Here is a 25933-nt window from a genome sequence, read left to right on the forward strand (position 1 = left end):
GTGCTACGGCGAGCGGGCGGGGGCCGACCGGCCGACCGGTGCCCGTTTCGCCCGTCGGATCCGGCCGCGGACCGGATGGAATGCGCCCGGCTCCGCGGACGACCCGACGTCGCCGGGGAGGACCGTCGTCCCGGCACACTCTCTCCGCCCGGCGCGCGCTGCGATCTCATCTCGGCTGACTCAGGCCAGCGTGGCGCGGTTGAGCGTGCTCAGGGGCTCGTTGACGTCCGAGAAGGTCGCGCTCACCTCGGTGATCCCGAACCCGGCGAGACGCTCGGTGTGCATCGCGACATAGGCTTCGGCGTTCTCGCGCGTGTCGAAGAGGTAGATCCCTCCGGACCGGCCGGCCGACTCGTCCTCGATCCACACCTTCCAGAGAAATCCCGGCTCGGTGTTGATCGACTCCGCCAGCCCGCGAAACGCCTCCGCCATCTCCGCGCCCCAGGGGCCTCGCATCGGAAAGTTCACCTGTACCACTACAGCCATCGTCGCCCTCCCGGTCCGTCTCGAGACACCAGGATACCGCTGGTGGACGGATCAGCTTTCCGCTGGAGCGCCGCCATCCACTCGCCCCGGGTGCGGCGCGCGCGCCTGCACCGCAGCCCACACCTGGCGCCAGTACTCGGCGAGCGAGTCGACGGTCTCGTGGGCGTTCAACCCACTGGGCTGCGGCACGACCCACAGCTCGACGTCCTCCGGCCACCCGGGCAGTGTCGTGCCGTCCTGCCTTCCCGTGGTCGCACCGGGGCGGGAGAACGCGGCTCGGAACGCGGTGATCCCCACGATGGCCACGACGCCCGGGCGGAGTGTGCCCGCGCGCTCCGCGAGACGCGCCCCGCCTTCCCGCAGCTCCTCGCGGGAGAGCTCGTCCGCCCGCGCCGTGGCGCGTCCGACGAGGTTGGTGATCCCGATGCCGGCCGCGAGGAGTTTCTCCTCGTCCGCGTCGGAGAGTCCGGTCGTGGCGTCGACGAGGTCATCGGTGAGTCCGGCGCGATGGAGGGACGGCCAGAAACGGTTGCCGGGCCGCGCGAAGGGCGCGTTGACGGCCGCGGTCCACAGGCCGGGGTTGATGCCCACGATGAGGAGCCGCAACGCGCCGGGGTCGGCCGGCAGGACGTCGTCGACGCCGTCCTCCTGCAGGTCGGCGAAGGCGGCGAGATCCTGCTTCGTAGGTCGCCGACCCCGCAGCGGGGCTGGACGCCGGGGCCGGCCCCTCACGCCCACGGCGACCGCACCTCACCCGTCGTGGGCGCCGCCGGACTCACGCCTCGAGCACGTAGCGCAGGATCTCCACCACCTGGTCCGTGGTCGTGCACCAGGCCTGGGCCCCCGCGTCGACCTCCTTGAGCGGGTGGACGATCTCCGCATCGTGGAGCGTCACGTAGGGCTTGCCCAGGGCCGCGCAGTAGCCGGCGTCGAAGGCGGCGTTCCACTGCTTGTACTTCTCCCCGAAGCGCACCACCACCAGGTCGCTCTGTTCGATCAACGTACGCGTACGAATCGCGTTGACCTTCGCCGACTGGTGGTCTCGCCAGAAGGGGTTCTCGGTCCCGCAGAGGTGGTCGCCCGCGGCATCGCTCGCCGGGTGGTCGGTGACCGGCTCGGTGAAGGTGACATCGAGGCCTGCGGCCGTCGCGCCGCTCCGGATCTGGTCACGCCAGTCGGTGTGGATCTCGCCGGACAGGTACACGGTGAAACTCATGACCTCACCATCCATGAGTGCGGCGACCTCGGCAACTTCCCCGCGAGCCACGACTGTCATGCGCCGGGGCCGGACTTCCACGCCGCGATGACGCGGTCCACCTCGCGCGCCGTGCGCACCCGGTGGATCCGGAGGTGACCGTTCGCCGGGTCCCTCATGGCCGCCTCGTAACGATCCCTGGTCCGGGGATAGAGCGCCCACGCGAGCCAGAGAAGCGACTCCTCTCCTCGCCAGAACATCAGCGACGACCAGCGCTCGCGGTTCCCGTTCCACAGCTCCTGCCCGGTCGCGACACGGCGGATCGTCCTGGTCAGCGCGCGCCACACCGCGACCGGGCGGGGCGGGCTCACCCAGACGACGGTGTCCGCACGATCCCACACGAGCGTGCCGATCTTGGACCGGTAGTTTCCGTCCACCACCCAGGCGTCCGGGCGGATGGCCTCACGCACCCTCTCCTGCATCTCCCCCGCAGTCGCGGCCGTCCAGTCAGGCCCCCAGTGCAACGCGTCGAGCTCGATGTGGGGAACACCCAGCTCGCCTGCGATCCGCCTCGCCGTCGTCGTCTTACCCGAACCGGAACTCCACCACCAGCACGCGACGCACCACCGTCACCACCGCCGGCGTCCGGCGGTGACGGCGAGTTCGCCGACACGCGCGCCGAACCCCGCGCACAGGACATGAGCCCGCTCCACCGGGATCCAGAAGCACGTCCATTCCTGACGCTCGCCGCCGCCCGACGGCCTCGGCTCGCCGGCCGGCCAACGCTCGGGGAACGTCAGGTCCTCGGGCTCGAGGTGGAAGAAGTGCCGTTCGTGGATCTCGGGCTTCGACGGCCGCATGTCGTAGCGCTCCGTGCCGAGCGAACGGACGACGCGAGCACGGATCCCGGTCTCCTCGGCGACCTCACGGACAGCCGCCTCCTCGGGGGACTCCCCGTGCTCGATCATCCCGGCGGGCACCTGGACGCCAACCTCGACGAGCGGGAACCCGTCATGCGTGAACACCAGCAACCGCCCCTCGTGGACGACGTACCCGACGACCTTCCGCACTATCCTCGGCGCGGACGCAGCACTCGTCACGGGATCTCGGGGCACTCGATGACGTCGATCGATGTCCCGGGGGCGAGGAATGTGGTCACGCGGGAAGCGTAGCCGCGGGGTGAATGTTGCGGCGCAGCCTGCACGACTCCCCGGGCACGACGGTCGACCCGGGAAAGCCGTGATGCCCGCTACCCGATCAGGTACGCGAAGCCCCGGCCGGACTCTACGAGTCCGCGGAGAAATCGTCTCGTCCGGTTCACGTAGTGGTCCACGTACTCCGCTTCCGACTCGTTGCCCGGCTCATCTCCGTCACGCGGGGGCAGACAGGGAACGAAGTCCGCACGGGTGAGTGTGTCCGGATCATCGGCGATCGGGGCGACGTCCTCTGGCGGGATCGCCCGAACCCACGGCAGCCACCCTTCCCAGTTCGCGAGCGGCGTCACGTCGCCCTCGAACATGCGATACGCCGGGCGGGGCTCGTCAGTCGGATCAGACGGTGACGTCATCAACTGCAGATTTCTCCACGCCTTGTCCAGGTAGAGCATGTCCTCCTCCCGAGGGCCCTGTCGAAAGTCGGTCGCGGCGACCGTGGACCCGGGCGGAAAACCCCAGGCATCCGCCAAGGGGTCGGCGCTGATGTAGGCGCGCGGGTCGGCGAGCACGGCCTGGGTGGCGTCGGCGTCGAAGGCATATGCGTAGTAACGGATTCCCATGAGCCCAGCATCGCGGAGAGCGACGTGCTGAGAAGCTCGTGCGCGGCCACCTGTGGATGAAGGATCCGGCTTCGGCTCGCCTGTGGAGAACCAGCGGGCCGGTCACGCGGTGGTGTAGGCGACGAGCGCTGAACAGTAAGCCGAGACTCCGACCCGCGTCACGGCGAGTCGAGTAGGTCGATTCCGTAGTCCGCGACGACGGCCCGTACCTCGGCCAGGTAGCGCAGCGCCTGCTCGGTGAGCGGAATGCCGGAGTGGCTGATCCAGCCGATCTCGATGCTCTCGTCCACGTCGAGCGGGATCGCCACGATCTCCGGGTCGAGGTCGTCACTGATGATGCCGGTCGAGATGGTGTACCCGTCGAGTCCGATCATCAGATTGAAGATGGTCGCGCGGTCGGCGACCCGGATCTCCCGCTTGCTCGACAGGGTGGAGAGGATCTCTTCGGCGAAGTAGAACGAGTTGTTCGCCCCCTGGTCGAACGTGAGCCGGGGCAGGTCGGTCAGGTCACCGAGCGTGACCCGCTCGCGGGCGGCCAACGGGTTCTTCCTCGAGATAAAGATGTGCGGGACCGCCGCGAAGAGCGGGTGGAAGACGAGACCGGAATCGCGCAGGAGTTTGTCGATGACCTTCCGGTTGAAGTCGTTGCGGTACAGGATGCCCACCTCGCTCCGGAGCGTCCGGACGTCCTCGATGATTTCCCAGGTCCGGGTCTCGCGAAGAGAGAACTCGTACTGCTCCACGTCAGCGGACCGCACCATCCTGATGAACGCCTCGACCACGAAGGAATAGTGCTGCGCGGAGACCCCGAGCAGTCGGCGGGACGGTGGCTGGCCGAGATACCGCTGCTCGAGCAGGGACATCTGCTCGACGACCTGTCTGGCGTAGCCGAGGAACTCCGCACCCTCCTCGGTCAGCGTCACACCCCGGGCGGACCGCGAGAGCAGCGTGCGCCCGACCCTGGACTCGAGGTCCTTCATCGCGGCGGACATGGTCGGCTGGGCGACGTAGAGGAGCTCCGCCGCGCCCGTGATCGACCCCTCCGCCGCGACCTCGATGAAGTACTCCAACTGTTGCAGCGTGATGCCCCTGGATGCCCTGCCCATATGCACAGACTATAGAGACGCATAGCAAACGGTAGTTACCCGATGCCTGAACTGGGGCTGCAGGATGAGGGCACAGATTTTCCGCAAGGCCGAGCCCGGCCGATCGAGACCCGCATTGGATGTACATGTCGGACGACTTCGCGTTCAGCATCACCACCACCCGCTTCGACGAGGACTACTCACCGTCGGAGAATTCCCGCACCACCACGAACTTCGCCAACCTGGCACGGGGCGAGCACCGCCGGCAGAACCTCCGCCGCGCCCTCGCCATGATCGACGACCGGTTCAACGGACTCGCCGGCCGGCACGACCCGAGCCGGGACCGCTACACCGTCGAGCTGGAGATCGTGTCCGCGGATCTGCAGTTCACCTCGGCAGGCGAGAGCCAGCGGTTCCCGCTGATCGAGGTCCTGGACGTCCAGATCCTCGACCGGGACACCGGTGAGCGTCACCCGGGCATCGTGGGGAACAACTTCTCGTCCTACGTCCGGGACTACGACTTCAGCGTTCTCCTGCCGGCGGCCAACGAGAACACCGCTGAGTTCACCGTGCCCGACGACTTCGGCGACCTGCACGGCAGACTCTTTCAGCGCTTCGTCGCCTCGGAGGCGTACCGGGAGCGCTTCTCCGCGGAGCCGGTTATCTGCATCAGCGTGTCGACGAGCCGGACCTACCGCCGGACCGGACACCACCATCGCGTCCTCGGTACCGAGTACCAGCAGGACGACTTCTCGCTGACCGACGAGTACTTCGCCCGGATGGGGCTGGAGGTCCGGTACTTCATGCCACCGGGCGGCGTCGCGCCGCTCGCGTTCTACTTCCGCGGTGACCTGCTCCACGACTACACGGACCTGCAGCTCATCGGCACCATCAGCGTGATGGAGACCTTCCAGAAGATCTACCGTCCGGAGATCTACAACGCTCAGTCCCCCGCCGCGGACGTCTACCGCCCCACTCTGGATCACGGCGACTTCTCACCCACCCCGATCGTGTACGACCGCGAGGAGCGCAACCGGCTCGGCAAGGCGCAGGGCAGGTTCACGGAGGAAGCCCTCATGAAGCCGCACCGAGCACAGCTCGAACAGTGGGCCGCCCGCTACCCGGTGCTCGTCGGATGAGCACCAGAGGAGAGTCGATCATGTCCCCGATCCTGCCCACCACCACCGTCGGCAGCCTGCCCAAGCCGTCGTGGCTAGCACAGCCGGAGACCCTCTGGTCGCCCTGGAGGTTGGAGGGCCCCGAGCTGGCCGAAGGTAAGCAGGACGCGCTGCGTATCGCCGTGAAGGAGCAGAGCGATCGCGGCATCGACATCGTCAGCGACGGCGAACAGACCCGGCAACACTTCGTGACGACCTTCATCGAACATCTCGACGGGGTCGACTTCGAGCAGCGCGAGACCGTGCGCATCCGGAACCGCTACGACGCCAGCGTGCCCACCGTGGTGGGCGCCGTCAGCCGCGAGAAGCCGGTCTTCGTGGACGACGCGACGTTCCTGCGGCAGCAGACCGACAAGCCCATCAAGTGGGCTCTCCCCGGGCCCATGACGATGATCGACACGCTGTACGACCGCCACTACTCCAGCCGCGAGGCGCTGGCGTGGGAGTTCGCGGCGATCCTCAACCAGGAGGCGCGAGACCTGGAGGCCGCGGGGGTCGACATCATCCAGTTCGACGAGCCCGCCTTCAACGTCTACTTCGACGAGCTCAAGGACTGGGGCGTGGCGGCCCTGGAACGCGCGGTCGAAGGCCTGCGCGCCGAGACCGCCGTCCACATCTGCTACGGCTACGGGATCAAGGCAAACACCGACTGGAAGGCGTCGCTCGGCTCGGAGTGGCGGCACTACGAGGAGTCGTTCCCCCTCCTGCAGCAGTCCGGTATCGACATCATCTCGCTGGAGTCCCATAACTCCCGCGTCCCGATCGACCTGGTCGGGCTACTGCGCGGCAAGAAGGTCATGCTCGGGGCGATCGACGTGGCCAGCGAGAAGGTCGAGACTCCTGAGGAGGTCGCGGACACGCTCCGCAGCGCGCTCGAGTTCGTGGACGCGGACAAGCTCCTGCCGAGCACCAATTGCGGCATGGCGCCCTTGTCGCGGGACGTCGCACTCGCGAAGCTCAGCGCACTCAGCGCTGGAACACGCCTCGTCCGCGAGGAGCTCGTCACCTCTCACGCCTGACGGATCGGGCCGGGTCTGCGAGCGCCGGCCCCGCCCTGCATGCGATGCCCGCGACCGCCCCGATCCCGGACCACCAACGACCGCCGCGGCACACCGGTCAGCGCTCCGCCCGATCGTCGGAGAGGTCGAGGCCGCCGAAGTAGTGCGCGAGGACGAACGCCATGGCGACGCCGCCGGTGGCTGCAGCGGCCCTGTCCCTCGGTGACTCCACGCGACGCGCCAGCGCGCCACCCGCCGCGAGATTGAGTAGGCCCCAGGCCACGTTGTGCAGTGGCGGGGACAACCCGACGCCCGGGTGCGTGGCGAAGGGCGTCGGGAACCGCTCGCCGGTCAGTCCCTTGACCGTGTGCGGCACGGCGTTGGTGAGCAGCGCGCCGCACAGGCCCGCAGCGATCACACCGGTCACCTCGCGTAGAACAGTCACTGGCTCCCCTATCGGTCGGCGCGACCGGCTCCGCCCTCCCTGGCGGCGCTCTACCGCGTGCGCTGCCACCCGCTGTACGGGCCGGCCTTCACGAGTCTGACAGAGGTCCCCGGACGCCGTACCGGGCAACCACGAAGTCGCGGTTGCGCTCGCACCCCTTCAGCTCGAGGTCGAACGCGCCACCGAACAGCGGCTTGCCCGACCCGAGCGTCACCGGCGCGATCGAGACCACCACCTCGTCGAGCATCCCCGCCCCGGCGAACTCGGCTGCCAGCCCGCCGCCACCCATCACCCACACATCGCGACCACCGGCCGCGGACTCCAGCGACTCGCGGTGATCAGACGGGGCGCCCGCGACAAAGGAGACGTGGTCGTTCACCGCCTCCAGCTCCCGGTGGGTGAACACGAAGGTGCGGATTTCGGGCAACCAGTCACGGTCGTGTTCGAGCACCCACGCGTACGTGGACGCCCCCATGACCTGCGCCCCCACCTCCGTGAGGAACGCGTCGGTGCTGCCCGGCCCGTTCTCGTCGATGTCCTGCTTGAACAGCCAGGCCAGCGAGTGGTCGTCGTCCGCGAGGAATCCGTCGAGGGTCGTGGCGGTGTAGTAGCGGTAGCGGGTCATGAGGGTCCTCCTGAGGCGCGGCGATGCCACATGATCGGGTCGGGATCGAGATGCCTGATGTCGACGCCGGCCTGCGCGAGCATCCAGCGCGCGAGCTGGCGGCGGTGGGCCGAGAACGTGAGGGTGTGGGCGACGATCTGCGACAGCAGGAACGACTCGGGTGGGTCACAGAGCGCGTCGACCACCCGGTCGCCCCACGCGCCACGGCGTTCCACATCGCGTGTCATGGCCAGCCACCGCGCGGCGATCTCGGAGTGCCGCCTGCGGAGACTCGCGACGTCGTCCTCCACGCCGAGGTCCGGCTCGTCCTCCCCCTCGATGCACGCGAGCCAGGGCAGCTTGTCCAGGGCCAGGTGACGCAGGACGTCCGCGAGGGTCGTCTCGTCACCCGCCCACTCGAGCACCCTGTGTCCCGGCAACCTCTCGCGCCGGAACTCGTCGTCGTCGACCCCCTCGGCGGCGGCGAGCACCGCGGCGGTGTCGTCGAGGTCGTGCCGGATCATCAAGGCGACGACGTCGCCGGCCGAGATCTCCCGTCCCGCGTCGACGTAGAGCACCGTCGGGGAGTGGAAATGGATGCCGTTCGGTGCAGGCAGCCAGTGGCCCCGGTCGTGTCGCGGCGGCATGGCGCCAGGAGGGCACCCGAACGCCCGCGAGAACGCGCGCGAGAATCCCTCGACCGAGTCGTATCCCGCTGCGAACGCCGCATCGGTGACGCTGCGTCCTCCTTGGATCTCCCAGGCCGCGCGCTCGAGGAGGACACGCCGCCGCATCGCCGCCGGCGCTTCTCCTGCCGCCCGGCTCACCTGACGACTGAAGTGGAACGACGACGAGTGGGCGTCCGCCGCGAGCGTGTTCAGGACTGCGCCGCCTTCGTGCTCGGCGAGAACGGCGTCGAGCAGCTCGCGGATGCGATCTCGTCCCGGGCGTCGTGCGGTCATGCTGTGATTATCAGTGGAACGGGGCGCCATCGACCCGACCGTTCTTGCTCGATATCAGGCCGGGGCCGCCAGAAGACTCGGCGTCAGGGCGACGGGCGGGAAGGACCTGCTGACCCGCCGGCTCGCGGCGGCGCTAGACGGCGTCCCCTTTGATGAGCCACCGGCGCCCGCGCGCTCCGCGAGAGCTCAGCTCGCCGGCCCGTTGACGCTCGAAACGGTCATACCGCGGGGCCAGAGGTGCAGCCAGGTCGTCCGGGCGTGGTTCGTCGAGCAGGTGGGATCTCACTTCAGCTTCGATGCCGAGATGCGCGCCTTCTTCGCCGGAACCGACGGAACGCACACGATGCAGGACGCACTCGATCACTACCGATCGACCCGCGGACGGGACGCGAAGCCGATCGACTCGCAGTTCGAGTACAACCGGTTCACCCGCGCGTGGCACGAGACTCACCCGACCGGAACCCGCGACAATGCGCGTCGGGCCTGGCGCGACTACCGCGAGCGACCGGTGGACCAGCGCGGACGGGCCTGACCCGCCGGTGCTCCCGGTACCCGCGGCCCCGCCACCGTTGCGCGATCTCAGACGTTGAAGCGGAACTCCACCACGTCGCCGTCCGCCATGACGTAGTCCTTGCCCTCCATGCGCACCTTGCCGGCCGCCTTGGCCGCGGCCATCGAGCCGGCGGCGTCGAGGTCGTCGAACGAGACGATCTCGGCCTTGATGAAGCCCTTCTCGAAGTCGGTGTGGATGACGCCGGCGGCCTTGGGGGCGGTGTCGCCCTTGCGGATGGTCCAGGCGCGCGACTCCTTGGGGCCGGCGGTGAGGTAGGTCTGCAGCCCGAGGGTGTGGAAGCCTGCGCGAGCGAGCGCGTTCAGGCCGGGCTCGGTCTGGCCGATCGACTCGAGCAGCTCCATGGCGTCGTCCTCGTCGAGCTCCTGCAGCTCGGCCTCGACCTTGGCGTCGAGGAACACGGCGTCGGCGGGCGCGACGGCGGCGCTGAGCTCGGCCTTGCGCTCGTCGCTCGTCAGCACCGACTCGTCGGCGTTGAAGACGTAGAGGAACGGCTTGGCGGTCATGAGGTGCAGATCGCGCAGGAGGCCGCGGTCGATCTCGTCCTGGGCCTTGAACAGGGTGCGCCCGTCCTCGAGCACGGCCTGGGCCTTGCGGATCTCCTCGAGCTGCGCCACCAGCGACTTGTCCTTGCGGGCGTCCTTCTCGATCCGCGGCAGCGCCTTCTCGATGGTCTCCAGATCGGCGAGGATCAGCTCGGTGGCGATCACCTCGATGTCGGCCATCGGGTCGACCTTGCCGTCCACGTGGATGACGTCCGGGTCGTCGAAGACGCGCACGACCTGGCAGATGGCATCGGCCTCACGGATGTTGGCGAGGAACTTGTTGCCCATGCCCTCGCCGGTGCTGGCGCCCTTGACGATGCCCGCGATGTCGACGAACGACACGACGGCGGGCAGGATCCGCTCGGAGCCGAAGATCTCGGCGAGTCGGTTGAGGCGGGGATCGGGCAGGTCGACCACGCCGACGTTGGGCTCGATGGTGGCGAACGGATAGTTCGCCGCGAGGACGTCGTTGTTCGTCAGGGCGTTGAACAGGGTCGACTTACCGACGTTGGGCAGTCCGACGATTCCGAGGGTGAGGCTCACGAGGCCACAGTCTACGGACCGCGGCCTGCGGCCCTCCCCCGCGGCCGTCGGGCCGTCACAGGGAGCGCACCGACGCGGCCTCTGACAAGATGACTCCCATGAGCGACGAGCCGAAGCCGCATCCCCCCGTCGAGGATCAGGAACAGCACGTCGACCGGTCCGTACTCATCGGCCTGGGTGGGCGATGGGTCACCGACTGGGCCCTGCGCCTGGCCATCCTGCTGGTCGCGGGATGGCTCATCTCGCGGATCGGCGGCGCGCTGTGGGTGGGGATCCTGCCGATCCTGTTGGCGCTGATCATCTCCACCGTCCTGTGGCCCGTGACGGGCTGGATGGTGCGGCACAAGGTGCCCAAAAGCCTGGCCGCCATGCTGTCGATCATCGGCTCCCTGGGGCTGCTGACCGGCGTCATCGCACTGATCGCCCCGTCGATCGTGGAGCAGAGCGTGCAGCTCGCCGACCAGACGTCCGAGGCGATCACCGAGGTCCAGGACTGGCTGCGGGGGCCGCCGCTCAACATCCGTGACGAGCAGCTGGACCGCCTGCTGGACCAGCTCAGCTCGACGCTGCAGGACCGGGGCGACCAGATCGCGTCCGGCGTGTTCACCGGAGTCAGCGCGGTGGGATCGTTCGTCGTCACCCTGGTCCTGGTGTTGGTGCTCACGTTCTTCTTCATCAAGGACGGGCCGCGGTTCCTGCCGTTCGTGCGTCGCAACACCGGCCGCACCGCCGGCCGCCACCTCACCGAGGTCCTCACCCGGGCGTGGAACACACTGGGCGGCTTCATCCGCGCCCAGGCGATCGTCTCGTTCGTCGACGCCGTGCTCATCGGCCTCGCGCTCGTGATCCTGGGCGTACCGCTGGCGTGGGCGTTGGCGGTCATCACCTTCATCGCGGGCTTCATCCCCATCGTCGGTGCGTTCACCGCCGGAGCGCTCGCCGTGCTCATCGCGCTGGTGGCCAACGGGTTCACCACCGCGATCATCGTCCTGGTGGTCATCATCGCCGTACAGCAGCTCGAGGGCAACGTCCTCCAGCCGATCCTGCAGTCGCGCGCCATGAACCTGCATCCGGGCGTCATCCTCCTGGGTGTGGCCGCGGGCAGCACGCTCTTCGGCATCATCGGCGCGTTCCTCGCGGTGCCGATCCTCGCCGTGGCCGCGGTGGTCATCCGGTATATCAACGAGCAGATCGATCTGCGCACCGGCGACGTCACCGCCTCCGATCTGGCCTCCGCGACCGACGAGGGCCGCCTGACGGCCTGGCTCGGGGAGATGTCCAGCTCGCGGTTCGCTCCGCTCCGTAAGAGCAGCACCGCGATCATGGCCGGGATGATCGACGAACGGCCGGACATCGCCCCGCCGCGTTCGGCGACGCCCGGAGCGCGCACGGCGGCCGTCGCCGCGTCGGCGCCGGGTGGTGCGGGGGTCGCCGCGACGGGTGACGACGACGAGGTGGGCGGTGACGCCGGCCTCGCCGCTCCGCCGTTATCGGATCAGCTCCCGCCCGAACCCGGCATCACCGACCCGATGGCGGTCACCGGCACGCGGCCATCCCCGCGAGAGGAGGCGGCCAAGCCCCGTCCGCTGCGTCGTTTCGGCCGTTTCCTCGCCCGTCGGCTGGGCGGTTAGAGTCATCTTCCGTGAGTAGACGCAGGAGTGGCCGGGTGCCCGCGGACGAGAGGTCCGTGGTCTCCTCGATGCGCGGGCTGCCCGCCTGGACCGCGGTCCTGCTGGCGGTGGCCATCACGCTGACCGGCGTGGCCATCGACTCGGTCTCGGGCGAGCTCGGCGTCGGGTTCACCGTCGCGTTCGTCCTCGGGTGCGTGGTGTCGGTGCTCGCGATCTCGCGCCGCTCGCTGTTCGTGGCCGCGGTCCAGCCGCCGATCATCATGACGCTGCTGGTGCCGCTGGTCTACGTGATCTCCGGGGCGGGCTCGGGCGCGGACGTGTTCTCGCGGACGCAGATCGTCTCGGTCGCACTGCCGTTGGCGACCCGGTTCCCCCTGATGGTCGCCACGACCGTCGTCGTCATCGCGATAGCCCTGATCCGGGCGTTCGTTCTGGAGCCGCGGCCCGCGCGGCCGGCGGCCCCCTATATCCAGCGCACCGCCCCGGCACACGCCCGCCGCTGAGGCGGGGCGTACCGGGGCGGTGAGTGCCCTCCGGCCCGCGGGGAGCGGGCGGTCGGGTCAGGCCTTCTGCGGCATCCGCAGCTCGCGGGGCAGGGCGAAGGTGATGGTCTCCTGCGCGGTCTTGACGGTCGACACATCGCTGTACCCGTGCTCGTCGAGGAGCTCGAGCACCCCGCGGACGAGGATCTCCGGAACGGACGCGCCGGACGTCACCCCCACGGTGGTGACCCCCTCGAGCCACGCCAGGTCGATCTCGTCGGCGTAGTCCACCAGATGGGCGGCATCCGCGCCGGCCTGGAGGGCCACCTCGACCAACCGCACGGAGTTCGAGGAATTCTTCGAACCCACCACGATCACCAGATCGCACTGGGGCGCCATCGCCTTGACCGCGCTCTGGCGGTTCTGCGTGGCGTAGCAGATGTCATCGGACGGCGGGTCGATGAGCGTGGGGTACTTCTCCTTGAGGCGGCGGACCGTCTCCATGGTCTCGTCCACGCTCAACGTGGTCTGGGACAGCCAGATGAGCTTCTCCGTGTCCGTCGGCACCTCGAGGGTGTCGACGGCGTCCGGCCCGTCGACCAGGGTCACCACGTCGGGCGCCTCGCCGGCGGTGCCCTCGACCTCCTCGTGGCCCTCGTGGCCGACCAGCAGGATCTGGTAGCCCTCCCGGGCGAAGCGCTTGACCTCGGTGTGCACCTTGGTCACGAGCGGGCAGGTGGCGTCGAAGGTGGTGAGCTCCAGCTGCTTGGCGCTCTCCCGGACCGCGGGCGAGACCCCGTGGGCGGAGAACACGAGATTCGCGCCCTGGGGCACCTCGTCGGTCTCGTCGACGAAGATCACCCCACGCTTGGTGAAGGACTCCACCACGTACTTGTTGTGGACGATCTCCTTGCGCATGTACAGCGGCGCCCCGTGCTTCTCCAGGGCTTTCTCGACCGTCTCGACGGCTCGGTCGACGCCGGCACAGTAGCCGCGCGGTTCCGCGAGTAGTACCCGCTTGGTTGCCGGTTCGGCGATCATGTCGGTCTGCTCGGTCATGTCACCAGGGTACGGTTCATACTGGATTTCGACCATTACGCCTCCCGCACGCCCCCCGGCAGAGAGGTCCGCATGCTCCGACCATTGTTTCTGACCCGTGCCTCGATCGGTCTGGCCGCCACCGCGGCCGAGCGCGTCGTGGCCCTGCCCGGCCGCGCGATCGAGGCGGTGTCCACGCTGCCCGGCGTGCCCGTGCGGGTCGCCGGCGGCCTGGTGCAGTCGTACCTGCACGCGGGGCAGACCCTCACCGACCTGGCCGTCAAGGGCGACAGGGTGCTCGCCTCGGTCTTCCCCGCCCGGTCGGATCAGCCGGAGTGGGCGACGTTCGACGAGGACGAGACCGAGGAGGTCCTCGACGTGTCCTACCGGGTGTACGGTTCGTCGCGGGCGCCCCGCGGCGGCGGTGACGACGATGACGATCCGGACGTGCCGACGGGCCGCGTCACCCCCCGCGACGCGTGAGCGCCTCCTCCCCCGGCACCCCGAGCAGCCCCGAGTCACCGTGGCCGGTCCGGGTCGTCTCGGACCAGATCGCCGCGTGGATCCACCGCCTGGGCGCGGTGTGGGTCGAGGGTCAGATCACCCAGTTGAGTCTGCGCCCGGGCACCCGCACGGCCTTCCTCACGTTGCGTGACCCGTCCGTCGACAATTCGCTGACGCTGACGTGCCCGCCCCGGCTCATCTCCGAGTCACCCGTCCCGGTCACGGAGGGCAGCCGGGTCGTGGTGCGCGGCACGCCGCGCTTCTACACGGGCCGCGGCTCGTTCTCGCTCCAGGTCTCGGAGATCCGCCCGGTCGGCGTGGGCGAGCTGCTGGCGCGCATCGAGCGGCTCAAGCAGGCCCTGGCGGCGGAGGGTCTGTTCGATCCCCGCCTCAAGCGACCGCTGCCGTTCCTGCCGACGTGCGTCGGTCTGATCACGGGCCGGGCGAGCGCCGCCGAGCGCGACGTGGTCGAGGTCGCCCGTGGCCGCTGGCCGGACGTGCGTTTCGCCGTGCGGAACACGGCCGTGCAGGGCGTGTCGGCCGTGCCCCAGATCCTCGACGCGCTGGCCGAGCTGGACGCGGACCCCGTCGTCGACGTCATCATCCTCGCCCGCGGCGGCGGCTCCGTCGAGGACCTCCTCCCCTTCTCCGACGAGGCGTTGATCCGCGCGATCTCGCGGTGCCGCACGCCGGTCGTCTCGGCGATCGGACACGAGCCCGACTCCCCGCTGTCGGACCTCGTCGCCGACCTGCGTGCCGCCACGCCCACCGACGCCGCCAAGCGCGTCGTCCCCGACGTGGTCGAGGAGCGGCGCCGCATCGCCGAGGCGCGCGCCCGCACCGCCCGGGCCCTGCGCGGCTGGGTGGAGCGCGAGCGCAACCAGCTCGCCGCGGTGCGGTCCCGGCCGTGCATGGCGAACCCCCACGGGATCGTCGACTCGCGCGCGGAGGTCGTCGCCGAGGCGCTGCGGGCCGCGCGGCGCGACATCACCCGGATCATCGACTCGGAGTCCACGTCGCTCGGCCACCTGTCGGCGCGCCTGACCACCCTGGGCCCGGCGGCCACCCTCGCCCGCGGCTACGCGGTGGTCCAGTCGGTGGCCGGGGTGCACGACGGCCGGGTGGTGTCGTCGATCGCCGACGCCCCGCCCGGCTCCCAGCTGCGCATCCGGGTCTCCGACGGCGCCCTGTCCGCGGCGGTGCTCGGGTCGACGCCCGCCGCCGGCCGCACCGCCGCCCCCGCGCCGACCACCACCGGGTCGCACACCACCGACACCCCCGAGTCCGACACCCCCGAGTCCGACACCCCCGAGGAGCAGTCCTGATGTCCGACGAGCAGACCCCCGTCTCCGAACTGGGCTACGAGCAGGCCCGCGACGAGCTCATCGAGGTGGTCCGCATCCTCGAGGCCGGCGGCCAGGACCTGGACGCCTCCCTCGCCCTGTGGGAGCGGGGCGAGGAACTCGCCGCGCGGTGCACCGAGCATCTCGACGGCGCCCGTGCGCGCATCGACGCGGTCCTCGGCGACGACGACGAGGGCGGCGCCGCCCGGGGCTGAGCCCGCCGCCCGGTCATGCGGGAAGGCTCACCTCCCCGCGCGGGCGATCACTGCGCGGGGAGCGGCTCCGCGTCCTGGACGGCGGCGGCGAGCGTCTCGAACTGATCGGTGGGCGCCGAGCCGGTCACGGCCACGCGGACGTCGTCGAGGTCTAGCACCCACACGGGGCGGACGTCGTCGCCGGTGAGGACGGTCCATTCCCGCCCGGCGATCGGCACCATGGTGCGCTCGGGCCGCGGGCCGCCGTTCAGCGAGCGGAACGCGTCCTCCGGTGCGTCGGACTGGACGAGCTCGACGTAGCTGCGTTCGCCGGTCACCCAGCCGACGTGGCTGGAGGTGGTGCCGGCGAAGCCCTGGACGCGGCCGGAGTTGGCGGTCCAGTCCGCGGGGACCTCGGGCGAGCGGATCGGGTACTCGAGGCTGCGGGCGTCCTGGCGCAAAGACGCGTCGGCGTCGAACTGCGGGATCTGCCCCTGCTCGGGGCCCGACGGGCTGAAGGTGCACAGTCCGGCGACACCGGCGAAGAGTCCGCAGATGACCATGAGCACCACCACCGACCAGAACATGTCGCGGTTGCCCTGCAGGATTCTCGGTTTCGCCTCGGCCACGCCTGTGAGTATCCCACCCACCCGGGGCGACTCCGGTGCGTGGGCCCCGGCCCGGTGGCGGAGGTGGAACAATGAGCGCCGACAACCCGCCGCACGCGCGTGACCCCGTCGCGCCCGCGCCCGCCTCCGAGGAGCCAGACCACCTATGTCAGACGCCAAGCGCCCCGATCGTAACCTCGCCATGGAGCTGGTCCGTGTGACCGAGGCCGCCGCTCTCGCCGCCGGGCGCTGGGTGGGCCGGGGCGACAAGAACGGTGGCGACGGTGCCGCGGTCGACGCCATGCGTGAGCTCATCTCGACCGTCGACATGGACGGCACAGTGGTGATCGGTGAGGGCGAGAAGGACGAGGCGCCCATGCTCTACAACGGCGAGAAGGTCGGCACCGGTGACGGGCCGGCGGTCGACGTGGCCGTGGACCCGATCGACGGCACCCGCCTCATGGCGGAGGGTCGCCCCAACTCGATCGCCGTGATCGCGGTCGCCGAGCGCGGCGCGATGTTCGACCCGTCGGCGGTGTTCTACATGCGCAAAATCGCGGTCGGCCCGGACGCCGTCGGCCGGATCGACCTGTCCAGGTCCACCGAGTGGAACATCCGGTCGGTGGCCGAGGCCAAGAACATCGACGTCGGCGACATGACGGTGTGCGTGCTCGACCGGCCCCGCCACGCCGAGCTCATCGCCGAGATCCGTGCGGCCGGCGCCAAGGTCCGTCTCATCATGGACGGCGACGTCGCGGGCGGCGTGGCGGCGGCCTCCGACGACAGCTCGGTGGACATGCTCATGGGCATCGGCGGTACGCCGGAGGGCATCATCACCGCGTGCGCCATGAAGTGCATGGGTGGCGAGATCCAGGGCCAGCTGTGGCCGCAGGACGACGCGGAGCGGCAGAAGGCCGTCGACGCCGGCCTGGACGTCGACGCCATCCTCGGCACCGACGACCTCGTCAAGGGCGACAACTGCTTCTTCGCCGCCACCGGCATCACCAACGGCGACATGGTCCGGGGCGTGAGCTACCGCTCCAACGGCGCCGTCACCCGGTCCCTGGTCATGCGGTCCAAGTCCGGCACGGTCCGCCACGTCGAGGGCCGTCACAAGATGGAGAAGCTCCGCGAGTTCTCGGCCGTCGACTACGGCCAGGCCGCCGACGCCCGCTGACGGCACCCGCGCTCGCCGGGCCCGCGCCGTAGTTCCTGCACGGCCCGGCGGGCGCGCCTAGTCTGGCCCCATGGCCGATCAGACTGAATTCCGTATCGAACACGACACGATGGGCGAGGTCCGGGTCCCGGTCGACGCCCTCTGGCGTGCACAGACCCAGCGCGCCGTGGAGAATTTCCCCGTTTCGGGCCGGGGCCTCGAGCGGACGCAGATCCGCGCGCTCGGGCTGCTCAAGTCCGCCTGCGCGACCGTCAACGGGCGCCTCGGGCTGCTCGACCGGGAGAAGGTCAACGCGATCGTCGCGGCCGCCGGCCGTATCGCCGAGGGCGAGGTCGACGACCACTTCCCCGTCGACGTGTTCCAGACGGGGTCGGGCACGAGCTCCAACATGAACACCAACGAGGTCATCGCCTCGCTCTGCGCGGCCGAGGGCGTCACGGTCCACCCGAACGACGACGTGAACATGTCGCAGTCGTCCAACGACACGTTCCCCACGGCCACGCACGTCGCTGCGACGGAGGTCGTGATCGCCGACCTCGTGCCGGCCCTCGGCGTGCTCGCGGAGTCGTTCGAGTCGAAGGCCGAGCAGTGGCGCGACGTGGTCAAGCCCGGCCGCACGCACCTCATGGACGCCGTCCCCGTCACCCTCGGTCAGGAGTTCGGCGGCTACGCCCGCCAGATCCGGGCCGGCATCGAGCGTGTCTGCGGCACCCTGCCCCGCGTGGGCGAGCTGCCGATCGGCGGCACCGCAGCGGGCACCGGGCTCAACGCCCCGGACGGGTTCGGCTCCGCCGTCGTCGAGGAGCTGCGTTCCCTCACCGGTCTCGAGGAGCTCCGCCTGGCCGTGGACCCGTTCGAGGCCCAGGCCGCCCGTGACGGGCTCGTCGAGCTGTCGGGCGCACTGCGCACGGTCGCGGTCTCGCTGACCAAGATCGCCAATGACATCCGCTGGATGGGGTCCGGCCCCATGACCGGGCTCTCCGAGGTGCACCTGCCGGACCTGCAGCCCGGGTCGTCGATCATGCCCGGCAAGGTCAACCCGGTGCTGTGCGAGACGGTCGCGCAGGTCGCCGCCCAGGTCGTCGGCAACGACGCCGCGGTCGCCTGGGCCGGCGCGAGCGGCGCCTTCGAACTGAACACCGCCATCCCCGTGATGGCCCGCAACGTGCTGGAGTCGGTCCGGATCCTGTCCACGTCGTCGACCCTGTTCGCCGAGCGGTGCATCGACGGCATCGAGCCGGACGTCGACCGCATGCGCCGTCTGGCCGAGTCCTCCCCCTCGATCGTCACGCCGCTGAACTCGGCGATCGGCTACGAGGAGGCGGCCCGCGTCGCCAAGCACGCCCTCGCCGAGGGGCTGACCATCCGCGAGGCGGTCATCGCGCTGGGCTTCGTCCCCGACCCGCTGTCCGAGGAGGAGCTCGACCGTCGTCTCGACGTCCTCGGGATGACGGGTCTCGATCGCGAGCGCTGACCCGCCGCCACCGCACCCGGACACAGGCGCAGGGCCCCGGCGACTCCGCCCGGGCCCTGCGCCGCTGCCGTCCTCTCTCCGCTGGATTCCTCGCCCCGAGGGGCGGGCCCGGTCCCCGACCGCCCGCCTCAGGCGGCGTGGATGCGCCGCAGCGCACCGACCGAGGCGTCCGGCTGGAACTCCTCGAGCATGGTCGTGACGAGCTCGGCGATGGCCGAGCGCTCGGACCTGCTGAGCGTGATGTGGGCGAACAGCGGGTGGCCCTTGAGCTTCTCCACCACCGCCTGGATCCCGTCGTGCCGGCCGACCCGGAGGTTGTCGCGCTGCGCCACGTCATGGGTGAGCACGACCCTCGATCCGGTGCCCAGTCGGGACAGCACGGTGAGCAGGACGTTGCGCTCGAGCGACTGCGCCTCGTCGACGATCACGAACGAGTCGTGGAGGCTGCGGCCCCGGATGTGGGTCAGTGGCAGCACCTCGAGGATGTCGCGATCCATCACCTCGTCGATCACGTTCTCGCTGACGAGCCCCTCGAGGGTGTCGAACACGGCCTGCGACCAGGGAGACATCTTCTCCGACTCGCTGCCCGGGAGGTAGCCGAGTTCCTGACCGCCGACGGCGTACAGGGGCCGGAAGACGACGATCTTGCGATGTCGACGTCGCTCGAGCACGGATTCGAGCCCGGCGCACAGGGCGAGGGCGGACTTGCCGGTGCCGGCGCGGCCACCGAGCGAGACTATGCCGATCGACTCGTCGAGCAGGCAGTCGATCGCGATACGCTGCTCGGCCGAGCGGCCCCGCAGGCCGAAGACCTCGACGTCGCCGCGGACCAGCCTGAGGCCGCCGTCGTCGGTGACACGGGCCAACGCGGAGGACGAGTCGGTCTGTACCCGCACCCCGCAGTGGACGGGCGTCTCGGCGTCGAGGCCGGCCGCGCGGGCGGCGAGCGGTGAGACACCGCCGGTCGAGAACAGGGTGTCTACGAGCTCCTGGGTGGCGGGCAGGTCCGAGACGCCGCTGTAGCCGGTGAGGACGACGTCCTGCGCGTGGTACTCGTCCGCGGGCAGTCCCACCGAGCCCGCCTTGACGCGGAGCGGGACGTCCTTGGAGACGAGGACGGTGTCGTCGCCCTCGGCCCGCAGGTTGAGCGCACAGGCGAGGATCCGGGAGTCGTTGCCGGTGTCGCGGAACCCGGCGGGCAGGACCGACTGGTCGGTGTGGTTGAGCTCGACCCGGAGGGTGCCGCCGGTGTCGGTGACGGGCAGGTCGCCGTCGAGGCGGCCGTGGCGCAGGCGCAGGTCCTCTAGAAGCCGCAGTGCCTCGCGGGCGAAGTAGCCCAGCTCGGGGTGGTGGCGCTTGGCCTCGAGCTCCCCGATCACCGCGATGGGTAGGACCACCCGGTTCTCGGCGAAGCGGGTGACGGCCCACGGGTCGGACAGCAGAACCGAGGTGTCGAGGACGTAGGTACGGACGGTGTCGGTCACGGCGCGCTCCTGGACCGCGGCACCCGCGGTCGTGTCGGGATGGACCGGTCGGCCCAGGTCGTCCGGAGACGACAGGGCCGGGTGCCGGCCCCCTCCCGATCGCGGAAAACGATCATCGGCTGGGACCTCCCGACGGTCGGCTTCCCCACCGACCGTTGGCCCCGACGCTACGCCCCGAATCACATCGCTGTAGTTAAGTCGACGTGAATTCTCCGCGACCTCCCGCGTCCGCCGTCTCCGGCCCGCCGGGGTGTCCCAGCGAGATCCCCGTGCCGTGGACGTTGGGTCGCTTTCTGTCAGCGGTGCTGAAGCCGTGGAAGGCCTCTCACTCCCGCCGGCGCGCGAGCACCTGAGCGGCGAACGCCTCGTTCAGCTCGAGGAGGTCGACGTCCGCGAGGCTCAGGTCGAGCTTGCCGAGCAGCTCGGCCGTGGCCGCGGTCCGTCACTCGACCATGAGGCGGATGGCCTCGGCGACCACCGCCGGCCGGTCGCCGCCCTCGATCTCGACCGTGACGAGCGTGGTGAGCTGGGCGCCGGAGGGCTTGCGGTCGAGTGAGGTCAGCTCGACGCCGGCCCGGATCCGGGATCCCACCGGGACCGGCGCGGGGAACCGCACCTTGCCGAGCCCGTAGTTGATCATCATCGAGAACCCGCGGATGTCCATGACCCGGTTCCCGAGTACCGGCAACAGTGACAGGGTGAGGTACCCGTGGGCGATGGTCGTACCGTAGGGCCCCTCCGCAGCTCGGGCGGGGTCCACGTGGATCCACTGGTGATCCCCTGTCGCGTCGGCGAACGCGTCGACGCGCTCCTGCGTGATCTCCATCCAGTCGCTGTATCCCACGTGCTCGCCGATCGCCGCCGACACCTGGTCCAGGCCCTCGAACACCCTCATTTCAATCCTCTCCTCATCCCGGGCCGTGCTCCACCACCACGATAGACATCCCCGGGTGCCGCGGGGTCGCCTCCGGATCGGTCTTGCACGGCAGCGCGATGAGACCCGAGCGACGGGCGTCGGTGATGAACGTCGTGGCACCGGTGATGACCGACCATCAGCCGGGCGGAGCTGACGGTGCTCGGGCGGCGGCACCGCACTCGATCTGCGCGCGCGGGTGCGTGCTCACCGACCCGACGGCAACGCGGACGTCCTGGACTGGGCCTTCACGGTCCTCATGCCGTGAATGCAGGATGATGGTGCACATGGATACGACAGGCGATACGCAGCGCGGGCCCGGCGGGATCTCGCGTCCGCAGAAAACGGCGCTGCTGGTGGCGAAGCGGATCGTCGAGGACATCGCCCGGCGCGGCAACACCGTCGGTGACCGGCTGCCGCCCGAGCACCTCATGCTGGAGGAGTACGGCGTCGGCCGGGGCACGCTGCGGGAGTCCCTGCGGTACTTGGAACTACAGGGGGCGATCACCCTGAAGCCCGGGCCAGGTGGCGGCCCGATCGTCCAGCAGCCCGACGGCGGGACGCTCGCCGCCGCGTTGAGCCTGCTCATGCAGTTCGAGAACGCCCCGTTCTCCACGATCATGGAGGCGAGGGCGGCGATGGAGCCGTCGATCGCGCGACTCGCCGCCGGGCGGATGAGCCGCGAGGCGCTGGAGGAGCTCCGCCTCAACGTCGAGGCCACGCGCGAGGGGGCCGAGGGGGGTGAGTACTTCACCGAGGACTCCGAGCGGTTCCACGCCCTCATCGCGTGGGGGTCGGGCAGCGTCCTGTTCGGGTATCTCTTCGACGCGCTGCTCGGGATCCTGGCGGGCGCATCCATGGGGGTGGCCTACCCGAAGCGACAGCGCGACCACACGTGCGCGATCCACGAGGACATCTACCGGGCGATCGCCGACCGCGACGCCGTGGCGGCCCACGACCTCATGGCGCAGCACATCACGGACCACCACCACTATCTGAAGAAGAAGTTCCGCGCGGCGTTGGAGCAGCCGATCCGATGGGACCTCGCCTGGTGACGGGCGCGGCGCGGTCTCAGATGTGCCGACCGCCGGTGATCTCCAGGACGGTGCCGGTCATGTAGCTCGACATGTCGCTGGCGAGGAAGAGCACCACCTGCGCGACCTCGCTCGGTTCGGCCGCCCTCCCCATGGGGATCTCGGCCATCTTCTCCTCCCAGATGTGCTCGGGCATCGCGAGCGTCATCGCGGTCCGGATGAGCCCGGGCTGGACGGCGTTGACGCGCACGCCCGCGAAGGCGACCTCCTTGGCCGCGGCCTTGGTCAGTCCGACGATCCCGGCCTTGGCCGCCGAGTAGTTGGTCTGGCCCACCAGCCCGACCTTCCCGGAGATCGAGGAGATGTTGACGATCGCCCCGCCCCCGTGGCCGCGCATGCGCCCCGCCGCCGCGCGGGTGCCGTTCCAGGTGCCCTTGAGGTGGATGGCGATGATGTCGTCGAACTGCTCCTCGGTCATCTTGCGCATCGTGGCGTCGCGGGTGACCCCGGCGTTATTGACGAACACCCCGAGCGGCCCGAAGGCCTCCTCGGCGACGTCGATCATCGCCTCGACCGCGGCGCCGTCCCGCACGTCGCAGTGCACGTACCGTGCGTGGTCCTCGCCCCCCAGGTCGGCGACCGCCGCGGCGCCGGCCTCGTCGTCGATGTCCCCGACCACCACCCGGGCCCCGTTCGCGATGAACGTCCGGGCGATCTCCAGCCCGATCCCGCGCGCGGCCCCCGTGACGACCGCGGTCCGACCCTCGAGCAGTCCCATCATGTGTCCCCTTCGTCCAGTGCCCCGGCCAGCTCGGCCAGGATCGCCTCAGTGTGTTCGCCCAGCGCCGGCACGCGTCCCATCGGCAGTTCGACGTCCGAGAACGTCATCGGCGGCAGCAGTCCGCGGACCGGCCCGGCCGGGGTCCCCACCCCGCGCCACCGGTTCCGGGCCGCGAGTTGCGGGTGCTCGACCAGCCCGGCGACGTCGTTGAGCCGCGCCGCCGGCACACCGAACCGGTCCAGACTGTCGGCCCGCTCCGCCGAGTCGGGCGAACCACCCACCGACCCCGCGGCGGTCACCGGCTACCCGCCGCCCGCGTGGCCACCCGGACGAGGCCGCCACCGATGATGAGCCTCTGGATCTCGCTGGTCCCCTCGTACAGGCGCAGCAGCCGGACGTCCCGGTAGATCCGCTCGACGGGGACGCCGCGGATGTACCCGCTGCCACCGTGGATCTGGACGGCCAGGTCGGCGGCCCGACCGGCCATCTCGGTGCAGTAGAGCTTGGCCGCCGACGGGGCGATCCGGCGGTCCTCACCACAGTGATACTTCGCGGCGGCCTCGCGGACCATCGCGCGACCCGCCATCACGCCCACCTGGATATCCGCCAACATCGCCTGTACCAGTTGGAACTCACCGATCACCGTCCCGCCCTGGGTGGCGGTGGAGGCGTGCGCGAGCGACTCGTCCAATGCGCGCTGCGCGGCACCGACCGCCAACGCGGCGATGTGCACGCGGCCCCGCGCCAGCGAGGTCATCGCGGCCCGGTAGCCCGCGTCCTCGTCACCGCCGACCAACGCATCGTCAGGTACGCGGACGGCCTGGAAGCTGACCTCGGCGGTCCAGGCACCCTCCTGGCCCATCTTCTCGTCCTTGGGCCCCACCGTCACGCCCGGCGTGTCCGCGGGGACGAGGAAGACGGCGACGCCAGTGCCGTCGGCGTCGGCGGGACGGGTCCGGGCGAACACGACGAACAGGCCGGCGAGCGGCGCGTTGGTGATGAAACGCTTGGCTCCCTCGATCACCCAGCCGGCTCCGTCGCGCACCGCCTTGGTGGTCAGCCCAGCCGGGTTCGACCCGGCGCCGTCCTCCGTGAGGGCGAACGACGCGATCACCTCCCCTGAGGCGATCGGCCCCAGCCACCTCGCCTTCTGCTCGTCCGTCCCGAAGTTCACCAGCACCTGCCCGGCGATCCCGTTGTTGGTGCCGAACAGGGACCGCATCGCGAAGGTCGTGTAGCCGAACTCCATCGCCATCTCGACGTCCTGGGTCAGGTCCAACCCCAGGCCTCCCCAGCGCTGCGGGATCGCGTAACCGAACAGGCCCAGGTCGGCCAGCCCCGCGCGGATGTCCGCCGGGACCTCGTCGGCGTCGGCGATCTCCTGCTCGCGCGGCAGCACCACCGTACGGATGTAGTCGCGCGTCGTCGCGAGAATGTCCGCGAAATCGTCCCCGGAGACCTCCGGGTCCGCCACTGTCGTGTCCATCGCCCGCCTTCCGCCGCTTCCAGCGCGTCGCCTGGATGCTACCAACTATGATCATCGTTAGCGGGGAGCTTCATCCGCCCCTGAGTCCCACCAGATCTGCTGAGACGGACAGCGGTGCCTGAGTACAGTCGGCGCCATGAAGGCTGCCGTGTGTGTCGAGACCGGATCCCCGCTGGTGATCGAGGACATCCCGATCCCCGAACCGCGGGAGGGCGAGGTTCTCGTGCACAACCACGCCTGCGGGGTCTGCCACACCGACCTGCACGTCATGAAGGGCGAGGTCGGATTCCCGCTCCCCGGAGTGCTCGGCCACGAGATCTCGGGCGTCGTGGCCGAGGTCGGCCGCGGCGTCACCACCGTCCGCCCCGGCGACCGGGTAGTGGGCTCGTTCATCATGCCGTGCGGCTACTGCGAGAACTGCGCGCGCGGCATGGAGGACATCTGCTCCACATTCTTCGAGTACAACCGCCTGCGCGGGACCCTGTACGACGGCGAGAGCCGATTGCGCCGCGCCTCCGGTGAACCGCTGTCCATGTACTCGATGGGCGGGTTGGCCGAGTACAGCGTCACGCCCGCCACTGCAGTGTTCGCCCTCCCGGACCCCCTCGACCTGACCGACTCCGCGATCCTCGGGTGCTCGATGTTCACCGCATACGGGGCGGTCCGCAACGTCGGCGATGTCCGCACCGGGGAGTCGGTCGCGGTGGTGGCGGTCGGCGGCGTCGGCCAGAACATCGTCCAGTTGTCCGCGGTGAGCGGCGCGGAATCGGTCATCGCGATCGACGTCGACGACGACAAGCTCGCGCTCGCCCGCCGTATGGGCGCCACCCACACCATCAACTCGGCGCAGACCGATGCGACGGCCGCCGTCATGGAGATCACGGGTGGCCGCGGGGTCGACGCGGCATTCGAGGCGCTCGGCTCCGCGGTCACGACCCGCCAGGCCACCGAGATCGCCAGAGAGGGCGGCCGCGTCGTGGTGGTGGGCATCCCGCCGGCCGGGACGTCCCTGGACGCGGACCTCGCGCGCATCGTCCGTCGGAAGATCCAGATCAAGGGTTCGTACGGCGCGCGGGCCCGGCAGGACGTGACCGCCCTCATCCGTCTGCTGGCCGCCGGCAAGCTGGATCTCGGCCAGGTCATCTCGCGGCGCGTCCCGATGGCCGAGGCGCCGCAGACCTACGAGGCGCTCGACCGCGGCGAGGTGCTGGGGCGCGCCATCGTCCTCACCGGCGACTGAGCGCCCTCGTCGAGAAGAGCGTTTCGCACAGATCCACTCGACCGATACGGGCGAAATCGTCTTCTCGATGGTGACGGCAGCAGGCCCCGCCGAACGACCCCCACTCGCACCGACCCCCGGCCCGCCGCCATCAAGGCGAGGACCGGGGGTCGGGGGCG

General features: G+C 70.2%; 29 protein-coding genes and 4 pseudogenes. 12 read left to right on the forward strand and 21 right to left on the reverse strand.

Going from position 1 to position 25933, the window contains the following annotated elements; translation table 11 throughout:
- Positions 1-180: 180 nt before the first annotated feature.
- The 8 genes and pseudogenes from KHA85_RS06325 to KHA85_RS06355 all read right to left on the reverse strand — a co-directional run bounded on the left by KHA85_RS06325 (position 181) and on the right by KHA85_RS06355 (position 4561).
- Positions 181-486, reverse strand: coding sequence for a monooxygenase (locus KHA85_RS06325; protein WP_213185187.1), 306 nt, complete (start codon positions 484-486; stop codon positions 181-183).
- A gap of 51 nt (positions 487-537) precedes the next feature.
- Positions 538-1224 carry a mismatch-specific DNA-glycosylase gene (locus KHA85_RS06330; protein WP_007631365.1) on the reverse strand — a complete coding sequence of 229 codons (687 nt, stop codon included), beginning with the start codon at positions 1222-1224 and terminating at the stop codon, positions 538-540.
- A gap of 37 nt (positions 1225-1261) precedes the next feature.
- The gene (locus KHA85_RS06335; RefSeq protein ID WP_213185188.1) at positions 1262-1702 is read right to left on the reverse strand and encodes a YtoQ family protein; all 441 of its coding nucleotides are present in this window, start codon (positions 1700-1702) and stop codon (positions 1262-1264) included.
- 56 nt (positions 1703-1758) lie between these two features.
- A complete protein-coding gene (locus KHA85_RS06340) occupies positions 1759-2163 on the reverse strand; it encodes a P-loop NTPase family protein (RefSeq protein ID WP_236885285.1) in 405 nt (134 codons plus the stop codon).
- A 36-nt stretch (positions 2164-2199) separates the two neighbouring features.
- Positions 2200-2247, reverse strand: a pseudogene (locus tag KHA85_RS18605) (hypothetical protein); the annotation flags it as partial.
- Between the two features lie 63 nt (positions 2248-2310).
- Positions 2311-2751, reverse strand: coding sequence for an NUDIX hydrolase (locus tag KHA85_RS06345; RefSeq protein ID WP_213185189.1), 441 nt, complete (start codon positions 2749-2751; stop codon positions 2311-2313).
- A gap of 179 nt (positions 2752-2930) precedes the next feature.
- Positions 2931-3455 carry a DUF1877 family protein gene (locus KHA85_RS06350; protein ID WP_213185190.1) on the reverse strand — a complete coding sequence of 175 codons (525 nt, stop codon included), beginning with the start codon at positions 3453-3455 and terminating at the stop codon, positions 2931-2933.
- Positions 3456-3613: 158 nt separating this feature from the next.
- Complete coding sequence (locus KHA85_RS06355; protein ID WP_043567952.1) at positions 3614-4561, reverse strand: LysR family transcriptional regulator; 948 nt, start codon at positions 4559-4561, stop codon at positions 3614-3616.
- A 125-nt stretch (positions 4562-4686) separates the two neighbouring features.
- Between KHA85_RS06355 and KHA85_RS06360 the strand changes: the two genes are divergently transcribed.
- Together KHA85_RS06360 and KHA85_RS06365 are read left to right on the forward strand one after the other, a co-directional pair.
- Positions 4687-5679 carry a putative oxygenase MesX gene (locus KHA85_RS06360; protein ID WP_213185191.1) on the forward strand — a complete coding sequence of 331 codons (993 nt, stop codon included), beginning with the start codon at positions 4687-4689 and terminating at the stop codon, positions 5677-5679.
- Positions 5680-5699: 20 nt separating this feature from the next.
- Complete coding sequence (locus KHA85_RS06365; protein ID WP_213185192.1) at positions 5700-6737, forward strand: methionine synthase; 1038 nt, start codon at positions 5700-5702, stop codon at positions 6735-6737.
- A gap of 97 nt (positions 6738-6834) precedes the next feature.
- On the opposite strand, the gene KHA85_RS06370 is transcribed toward KHA85_RS06365, so the two are convergent.
- From KHA85_RS06370 to KHA85_RS06380, 3 genes are all read right to left on the reverse strand, one after another.
- Entirely contained in the window at positions 6835-7161 is a 327-nt protein-coding gene (locus tag KHA85_RS06370; protein WP_213185193.1) for a hypothetical protein, read from the reverse strand.
- 88 nt (positions 7162-7249) lie between these two features.
- A complete protein-coding gene (locus tag KHA85_RS06375) occupies positions 7250-7786 on the reverse strand; it encodes a dihydrofolate reductase family protein (protein WP_213185194.1) in 537 nt (178 codons plus the stop codon).
- Positions 7783-8727 (reverse strand): helix-turn-helix domain-containing protein, encoded by a 945-nt coding sequence (locus tag KHA85_RS06380; protein WP_213185195.1) that lies wholly within the window; start codon positions 8725-8727, stop codon positions 7783-7785. Before KHA85_RS06380 ends, KHA85_RS06375 begins: the two co-directional genes overlap by 4 nt.
- 13 nt (positions 8728-8740) lie before the next feature.
- Here KHA85_RS06380 and KHA85_RS18445 point away from each other — a divergent pair, with 13 nt between their 5' ends.
- The gene (locus KHA85_RS18445) at positions 8741-9259 is read left to right on the forward strand and encodes a DUF6434 domain-containing protein (RefSeq protein ID WP_308936877.1); all 519 of its coding nucleotides are present in this window, start codon (positions 8741-8743) and stop codon (positions 9257-9259) included.
- A 47-nt stretch (positions 9260-9306) separates the two neighbouring features.
- On the opposite strand, the gene ychF is transcribed toward KHA85_RS18445, so the two are convergent.
- A complete protein-coding gene (ychF, locus tag KHA85_RS06390; protein ID WP_061227603.1) occupies positions 9307-10386 on the reverse strand; it encodes a redox-regulated ATPase YchF in 1080 nt (359 codons plus the stop codon).
- A gap of 98 nt (positions 10387-10484) precedes the next feature.
- Between ychF and KHA85_RS06395 the strand changes: the two genes are divergently transcribed.
- Both KHA85_RS06395 and KHA85_RS06400 read left to right on the forward strand, forming a co-directional pair.
- Positions 10485-12017, forward strand: a complete 1533-nt coding sequence (locus KHA85_RS06395) for an AI-2E family transporter (RefSeq protein WP_061227602.1) — start codon at positions 10485-10487, stop codon at positions 12015-12017.
- A gap of 11 nt (positions 12018-12028) precedes the next feature.
- Positions 12029-12520, forward strand: coding sequence for a DUF6542 domain-containing protein (locus KHA85_RS06400; protein ID WP_243699642.1), 492 nt, complete (start codon positions 12029-12031; stop codon positions 12518-12520).
- Between the two features lie 57 nt (positions 12521-12577).
- Here the strand turns inward: KHA85_RS06400 and KHA85_RS06405 are convergent, their stop codons facing one another.
- Positions 12578-13558 carry a 4-hydroxy-3-methylbut-2-enyl diphosphate reductase gene (locus KHA85_RS06405; protein ID WP_061227601.1) on the reverse strand — a complete coding sequence of 327 codons (981 nt, stop codon included), beginning with the start codon at positions 13556-13558 and terminating at the stop codon, positions 12578-12580.
- Between the two features lie 84 nt (positions 13559-13642).
- Between KHA85_RS06405 and KHA85_RS06410 the strand changes: the two genes are divergently transcribed.
- The 3 genes from KHA85_RS06410 to KHA85_RS06420 are packed head-to-tail and all read left to right on the forward strand — an operon-like array spanning position 13643 to position 15599.
- Positions 13643-14020, forward strand: a complete 378-nt coding sequence (locus KHA85_RS06410) for a hypothetical protein (protein WP_236885286.1) — start codon at positions 13643-13645, stop codon at positions 14018-14020.
- The gene (gene xseA, locus KHA85_RS06415; RefSeq protein WP_061227599.1) at positions 14017-15366 is read left to right on the forward strand and encodes an exodeoxyribonuclease VII large subunit; all 1350 of its coding nucleotides are present in this window, start codon (positions 14017-14019) and stop codon (positions 15364-15366) included. Before KHA85_RS06410 ends, xseA begins: the two co-directional genes overlap by 4 nt.
- Positions 15366-15599 (forward strand): exodeoxyribonuclease VII small subunit, encoded by a 234-nt coding sequence (locus tag KHA85_RS06420; protein ID WP_061227598.1) that lies wholly within the window; start codon positions 15366-15368, stop codon positions 15597-15599. The genes xseA and KHA85_RS06420 overlap by 1 nt, the downstream gene beginning before the upstream one ends.
- Positions 15600-15646: 47 nt before the next feature.
- On the opposite strand, the gene KHA85_RS06425 is transcribed toward KHA85_RS06420, so the two are convergent.
- Positions 15647-16207, reverse strand: a complete 561-nt coding sequence (locus KHA85_RS06425; RefSeq protein ID WP_061227597.1) for a DUF4245 domain-containing protein — start codon at positions 16205-16207, stop codon at positions 15647-15649.
- 145 nt (positions 16208-16352) lie between these two features.
- On the opposite strand from KHA85_RS06425, the gene glpX reads away from it, so the two are divergent.
- Together glpX and KHA85_RS06435 are read left to right on the forward strand one after the other, a co-directional pair.
- Positions 16353-17363, forward strand: coding sequence for a class II fructose-bisphosphatase (gene glpX, locus KHA85_RS06430; RefSeq protein WP_061227596.1), 1011 nt, complete (start codon positions 16353-16355; stop codon positions 17361-17363).
- Positions 17364-17433: 70 nt separating this feature from the next.
- Complete coding sequence (locus tag KHA85_RS06435) at positions 17434-18837, forward strand: class II fumarate hydratase (RefSeq protein ID WP_061227595.1); 1404 nt, start codon at positions 17434-17436, stop codon at positions 18835-18837.
- 128 nt (positions 18838-18965) lie between these two features.
- Here the strand turns inward: KHA85_RS06435 and phoH2 are convergent, their stop codons facing one another.
- From phoH2 to KHA85_RS06455, 4 genes and pseudogenes are all read right to left on the reverse strand, one after another.
- Complete coding sequence (phoH2, locus tag KHA85_RS06440) at positions 18966-20321, reverse strand: RNA 5'-3' helicase PhoH2 (protein WP_061227594.1); 1356 nt, start codon at positions 20319-20321, stop codon at positions 18966-18968.
- Between the two features lie 214 nt (positions 20322-20535).
- Positions 20536-20754: pseudogene (locus tag KHA85_RS06445) on the reverse strand (hypothetical protein); the annotation flags it as partial.
- Between the two features lie 9 nt (positions 20755-20763).
- On the reverse strand, positions 20764-21216 hold the full coding sequence (locus KHA85_RS06450) for a MaoC family dehydratase (protein WP_061914346.1): 453 nt from the start codon (positions 21214-21216) through the stop codon (positions 20764-20766).
- 16 nt (positions 21217-21232) lie between these two features.
- A pseudogene (locus KHA85_RS06455) lies at positions 21233-21367 on the reverse strand (acyl-CoA dehydrogenase family protein); the annotation flags it as partial.
- A gap of 154 nt (positions 21368-21521) precedes the next feature.
- Here KHA85_RS06455 and KHA85_RS06460 point away from each other — a divergent pair.
- Positions 21522-22289, forward strand: coding sequence for a FadR/GntR family transcriptional regulator (locus KHA85_RS06460; protein ID WP_236885287.1), 768 nt, complete (start codon positions 21522-21524; stop codon positions 22287-22289).
- Positions 22290-22305: 16 nt separating this feature from the next.
- Here the strand turns inward: KHA85_RS06460 and fabG are convergent, their stop codons facing one another.
- The 3 genes and pseudogenes from fabG to KHA85_RS06475 all read right to left on the reverse strand — a co-directional run bounded on the left by fabG (position 22306) and on the right by KHA85_RS06475 (position 24535).
- The gene (gene fabG / locus KHA85_RS06465; protein ID WP_182642452.1) at positions 22306-23046 is read right to left on the reverse strand and encodes a 3-oxoacyl-ACP reductase FabG; all 741 of its coding nucleotides are present in this window, start codon (positions 23044-23046) and stop codon (positions 22306-22308) included.
- Positions 23046-23315, reverse strand: a pseudogene (locus tag KHA85_RS06470) (CoA transferase); the annotation flags it as partial. The pseudogene KHA85_RS06470 and the gene fabG, both read right to left, overlap by 1 nt.
- A 29-nt stretch (positions 23316-23344) precedes the next feature.
- Positions 23345-24535: an acyl-CoA dehydrogenase family protein gene (locus tag KHA85_RS06475; protein ID WP_213185197.1), complete on the reverse strand. Its 1191-nt coding sequence runs from the start codon at positions 24533-24535 to the stop codon at positions 23345-23347.
- 136 nt (positions 24536-24671) lie between these two features.
- On the opposite strand from KHA85_RS06475, the gene KHA85_RS06480 reads away from it, so the two are divergent.
- Complete coding sequence (locus KHA85_RS06480; RefSeq protein WP_213185198.1) at positions 24672-25775, forward strand: zinc-binding dehydrogenase; 1104 nt, start codon at positions 24672-24674, stop codon at positions 25773-25775.
- Positions 25776-25933 lie beyond the last annotated feature (158 nt).

It is taken from the genome of Dietzia massiliensis (genome assembly GCF_018390595.1).
GTDB lineage: Bacteria > Actinomycetota > Actinomycetes > Mycobacteriales > Mycobacteriaceae > Dietzia > Dietzia massiliensis.

Coding starts and splice junctions, on each gene's coding strand:
- KHA85_RS06325 (WP_213185187.1), bottom strand. CDS start 486: ATGGCTGTAGTGGTACAGGTGAACTTTCCGATGCGAGGCCCCTGGGGC.
- KHA85_RS06335 (WP_213185188.1), bottom strand. CDS start 1,702: ATGAGTTTCACCGTGTACCTGTCCGGCGAGATCCACACCGACTGGCGT.
- KHA85_RS06340 (WP_236885285.1), bottom strand. CDS start 2,163: ATGCAGGAGAGGGTGCGTGAGGCCATCCGCCCGGACGCCTGGGTGGTG.
- KHA85_RS06350 (WP_213185190.1), bottom strand. CDS start 3,455: ATGGGAATCCGTTACTACGCATATGCCTTCGACGCCGACGCCACCCAG.
- KHA85_RS06355 (WP_043567952.1), bottom strand. CDS start 4,561: ATGGGCAGGGCATCCAGGGGCATCACGCTGCAACAGTTGGAGTACTTC.
- KHA85_RS06360 (WP_213185191.1), top strand. CDS start 4,687: ATGTCGGACGACTTCGCGTTCAGCATCACCACCACCCGCTTCGACGAG.
- KHA85_RS06365 (WP_213185192.1), top strand. CDS start 5,700: ATGTCCCCGATCCTGCCCACCACCACCGTCGGCAGCCTGCCCAAGCCG.
- KHA85_RS06375 (WP_213185194.1), bottom strand. CDS start 7,786: ATGACCCGCTACCGCTACTACACCGCCACGACCCTCGACGGATTCCTC.
- KHA85_RS06380 (WP_213185195.1), bottom strand. CDS start 8,727: ATGACCGCACGACGCCCGGGACGAGATCGCATCCGCGAGCTGCTCGAC.
- KHA85_RS06395 (WP_061227602.1), top strand. CDS start 10,485: ATGAGCGACGAGCCGAAGCCGCATCCCCCCGTCGAGGATCAGGAACAG.
- KHA85_RS06405 (WP_061227601.1), bottom strand. CDS start 13,558: ATGACCGAGCAGACCGACATGATCGCCGAACCGGCAACCAAGCGGGTA.
- KHA85_RS06420 (WP_061227598.1), top strand. CDS start 15,366: ATGTCCGACGAGCAGACCCCCGTCTCCGAACTGGGCTACGAGCAGGCC.
- glpX (WP_061227596.1), top strand. CDS start 16,353: ATGTCAGACGCCAAGCGCCCCGATCGTAACCTCGCCATGGAGCTGGTC.
- KHA85_RS06435 (WP_061227595.1), top strand. CDS start 17,434: ATGGCCGATCAGACTGAATTCCGTATCGAACACGACACGATGGGCGAG.
- KHA85_RS06450 (WP_061914346.1), bottom strand. CDS start 21,216: ATGAGGGTGTTCGAGGGCCTGGACCAGGTGTCGGCGGCGATCGGCGAG.
- KHA85_RS06460 (WP_236885287.1), top strand. CDS start 21,522: ATGGATACGACAGGCGATACGCAGCGCGGGCCCGGCGGGATCTCGCGT.
- fabG (WP_182642452.1), bottom strand. CDS start 23,046: ATGGGACTGCTCGAGGGTCGGACCGCGGTCGTCACGGGGGCCGCGCGC.
- KHA85_RS06475 (WP_213185197.1), bottom strand. CDS start 24,535: ATGGACACGACAGTGGCGGACCCGGAGGTCTCCGGGGACGATTTCGCG.
- KHA85_RS06480 (WP_213185198.1), top strand. CDS start 24,672: ATGAAGGCTGCCGTGTGTGTCGAGACCGGATCCCCGCTGGTGATCGAG.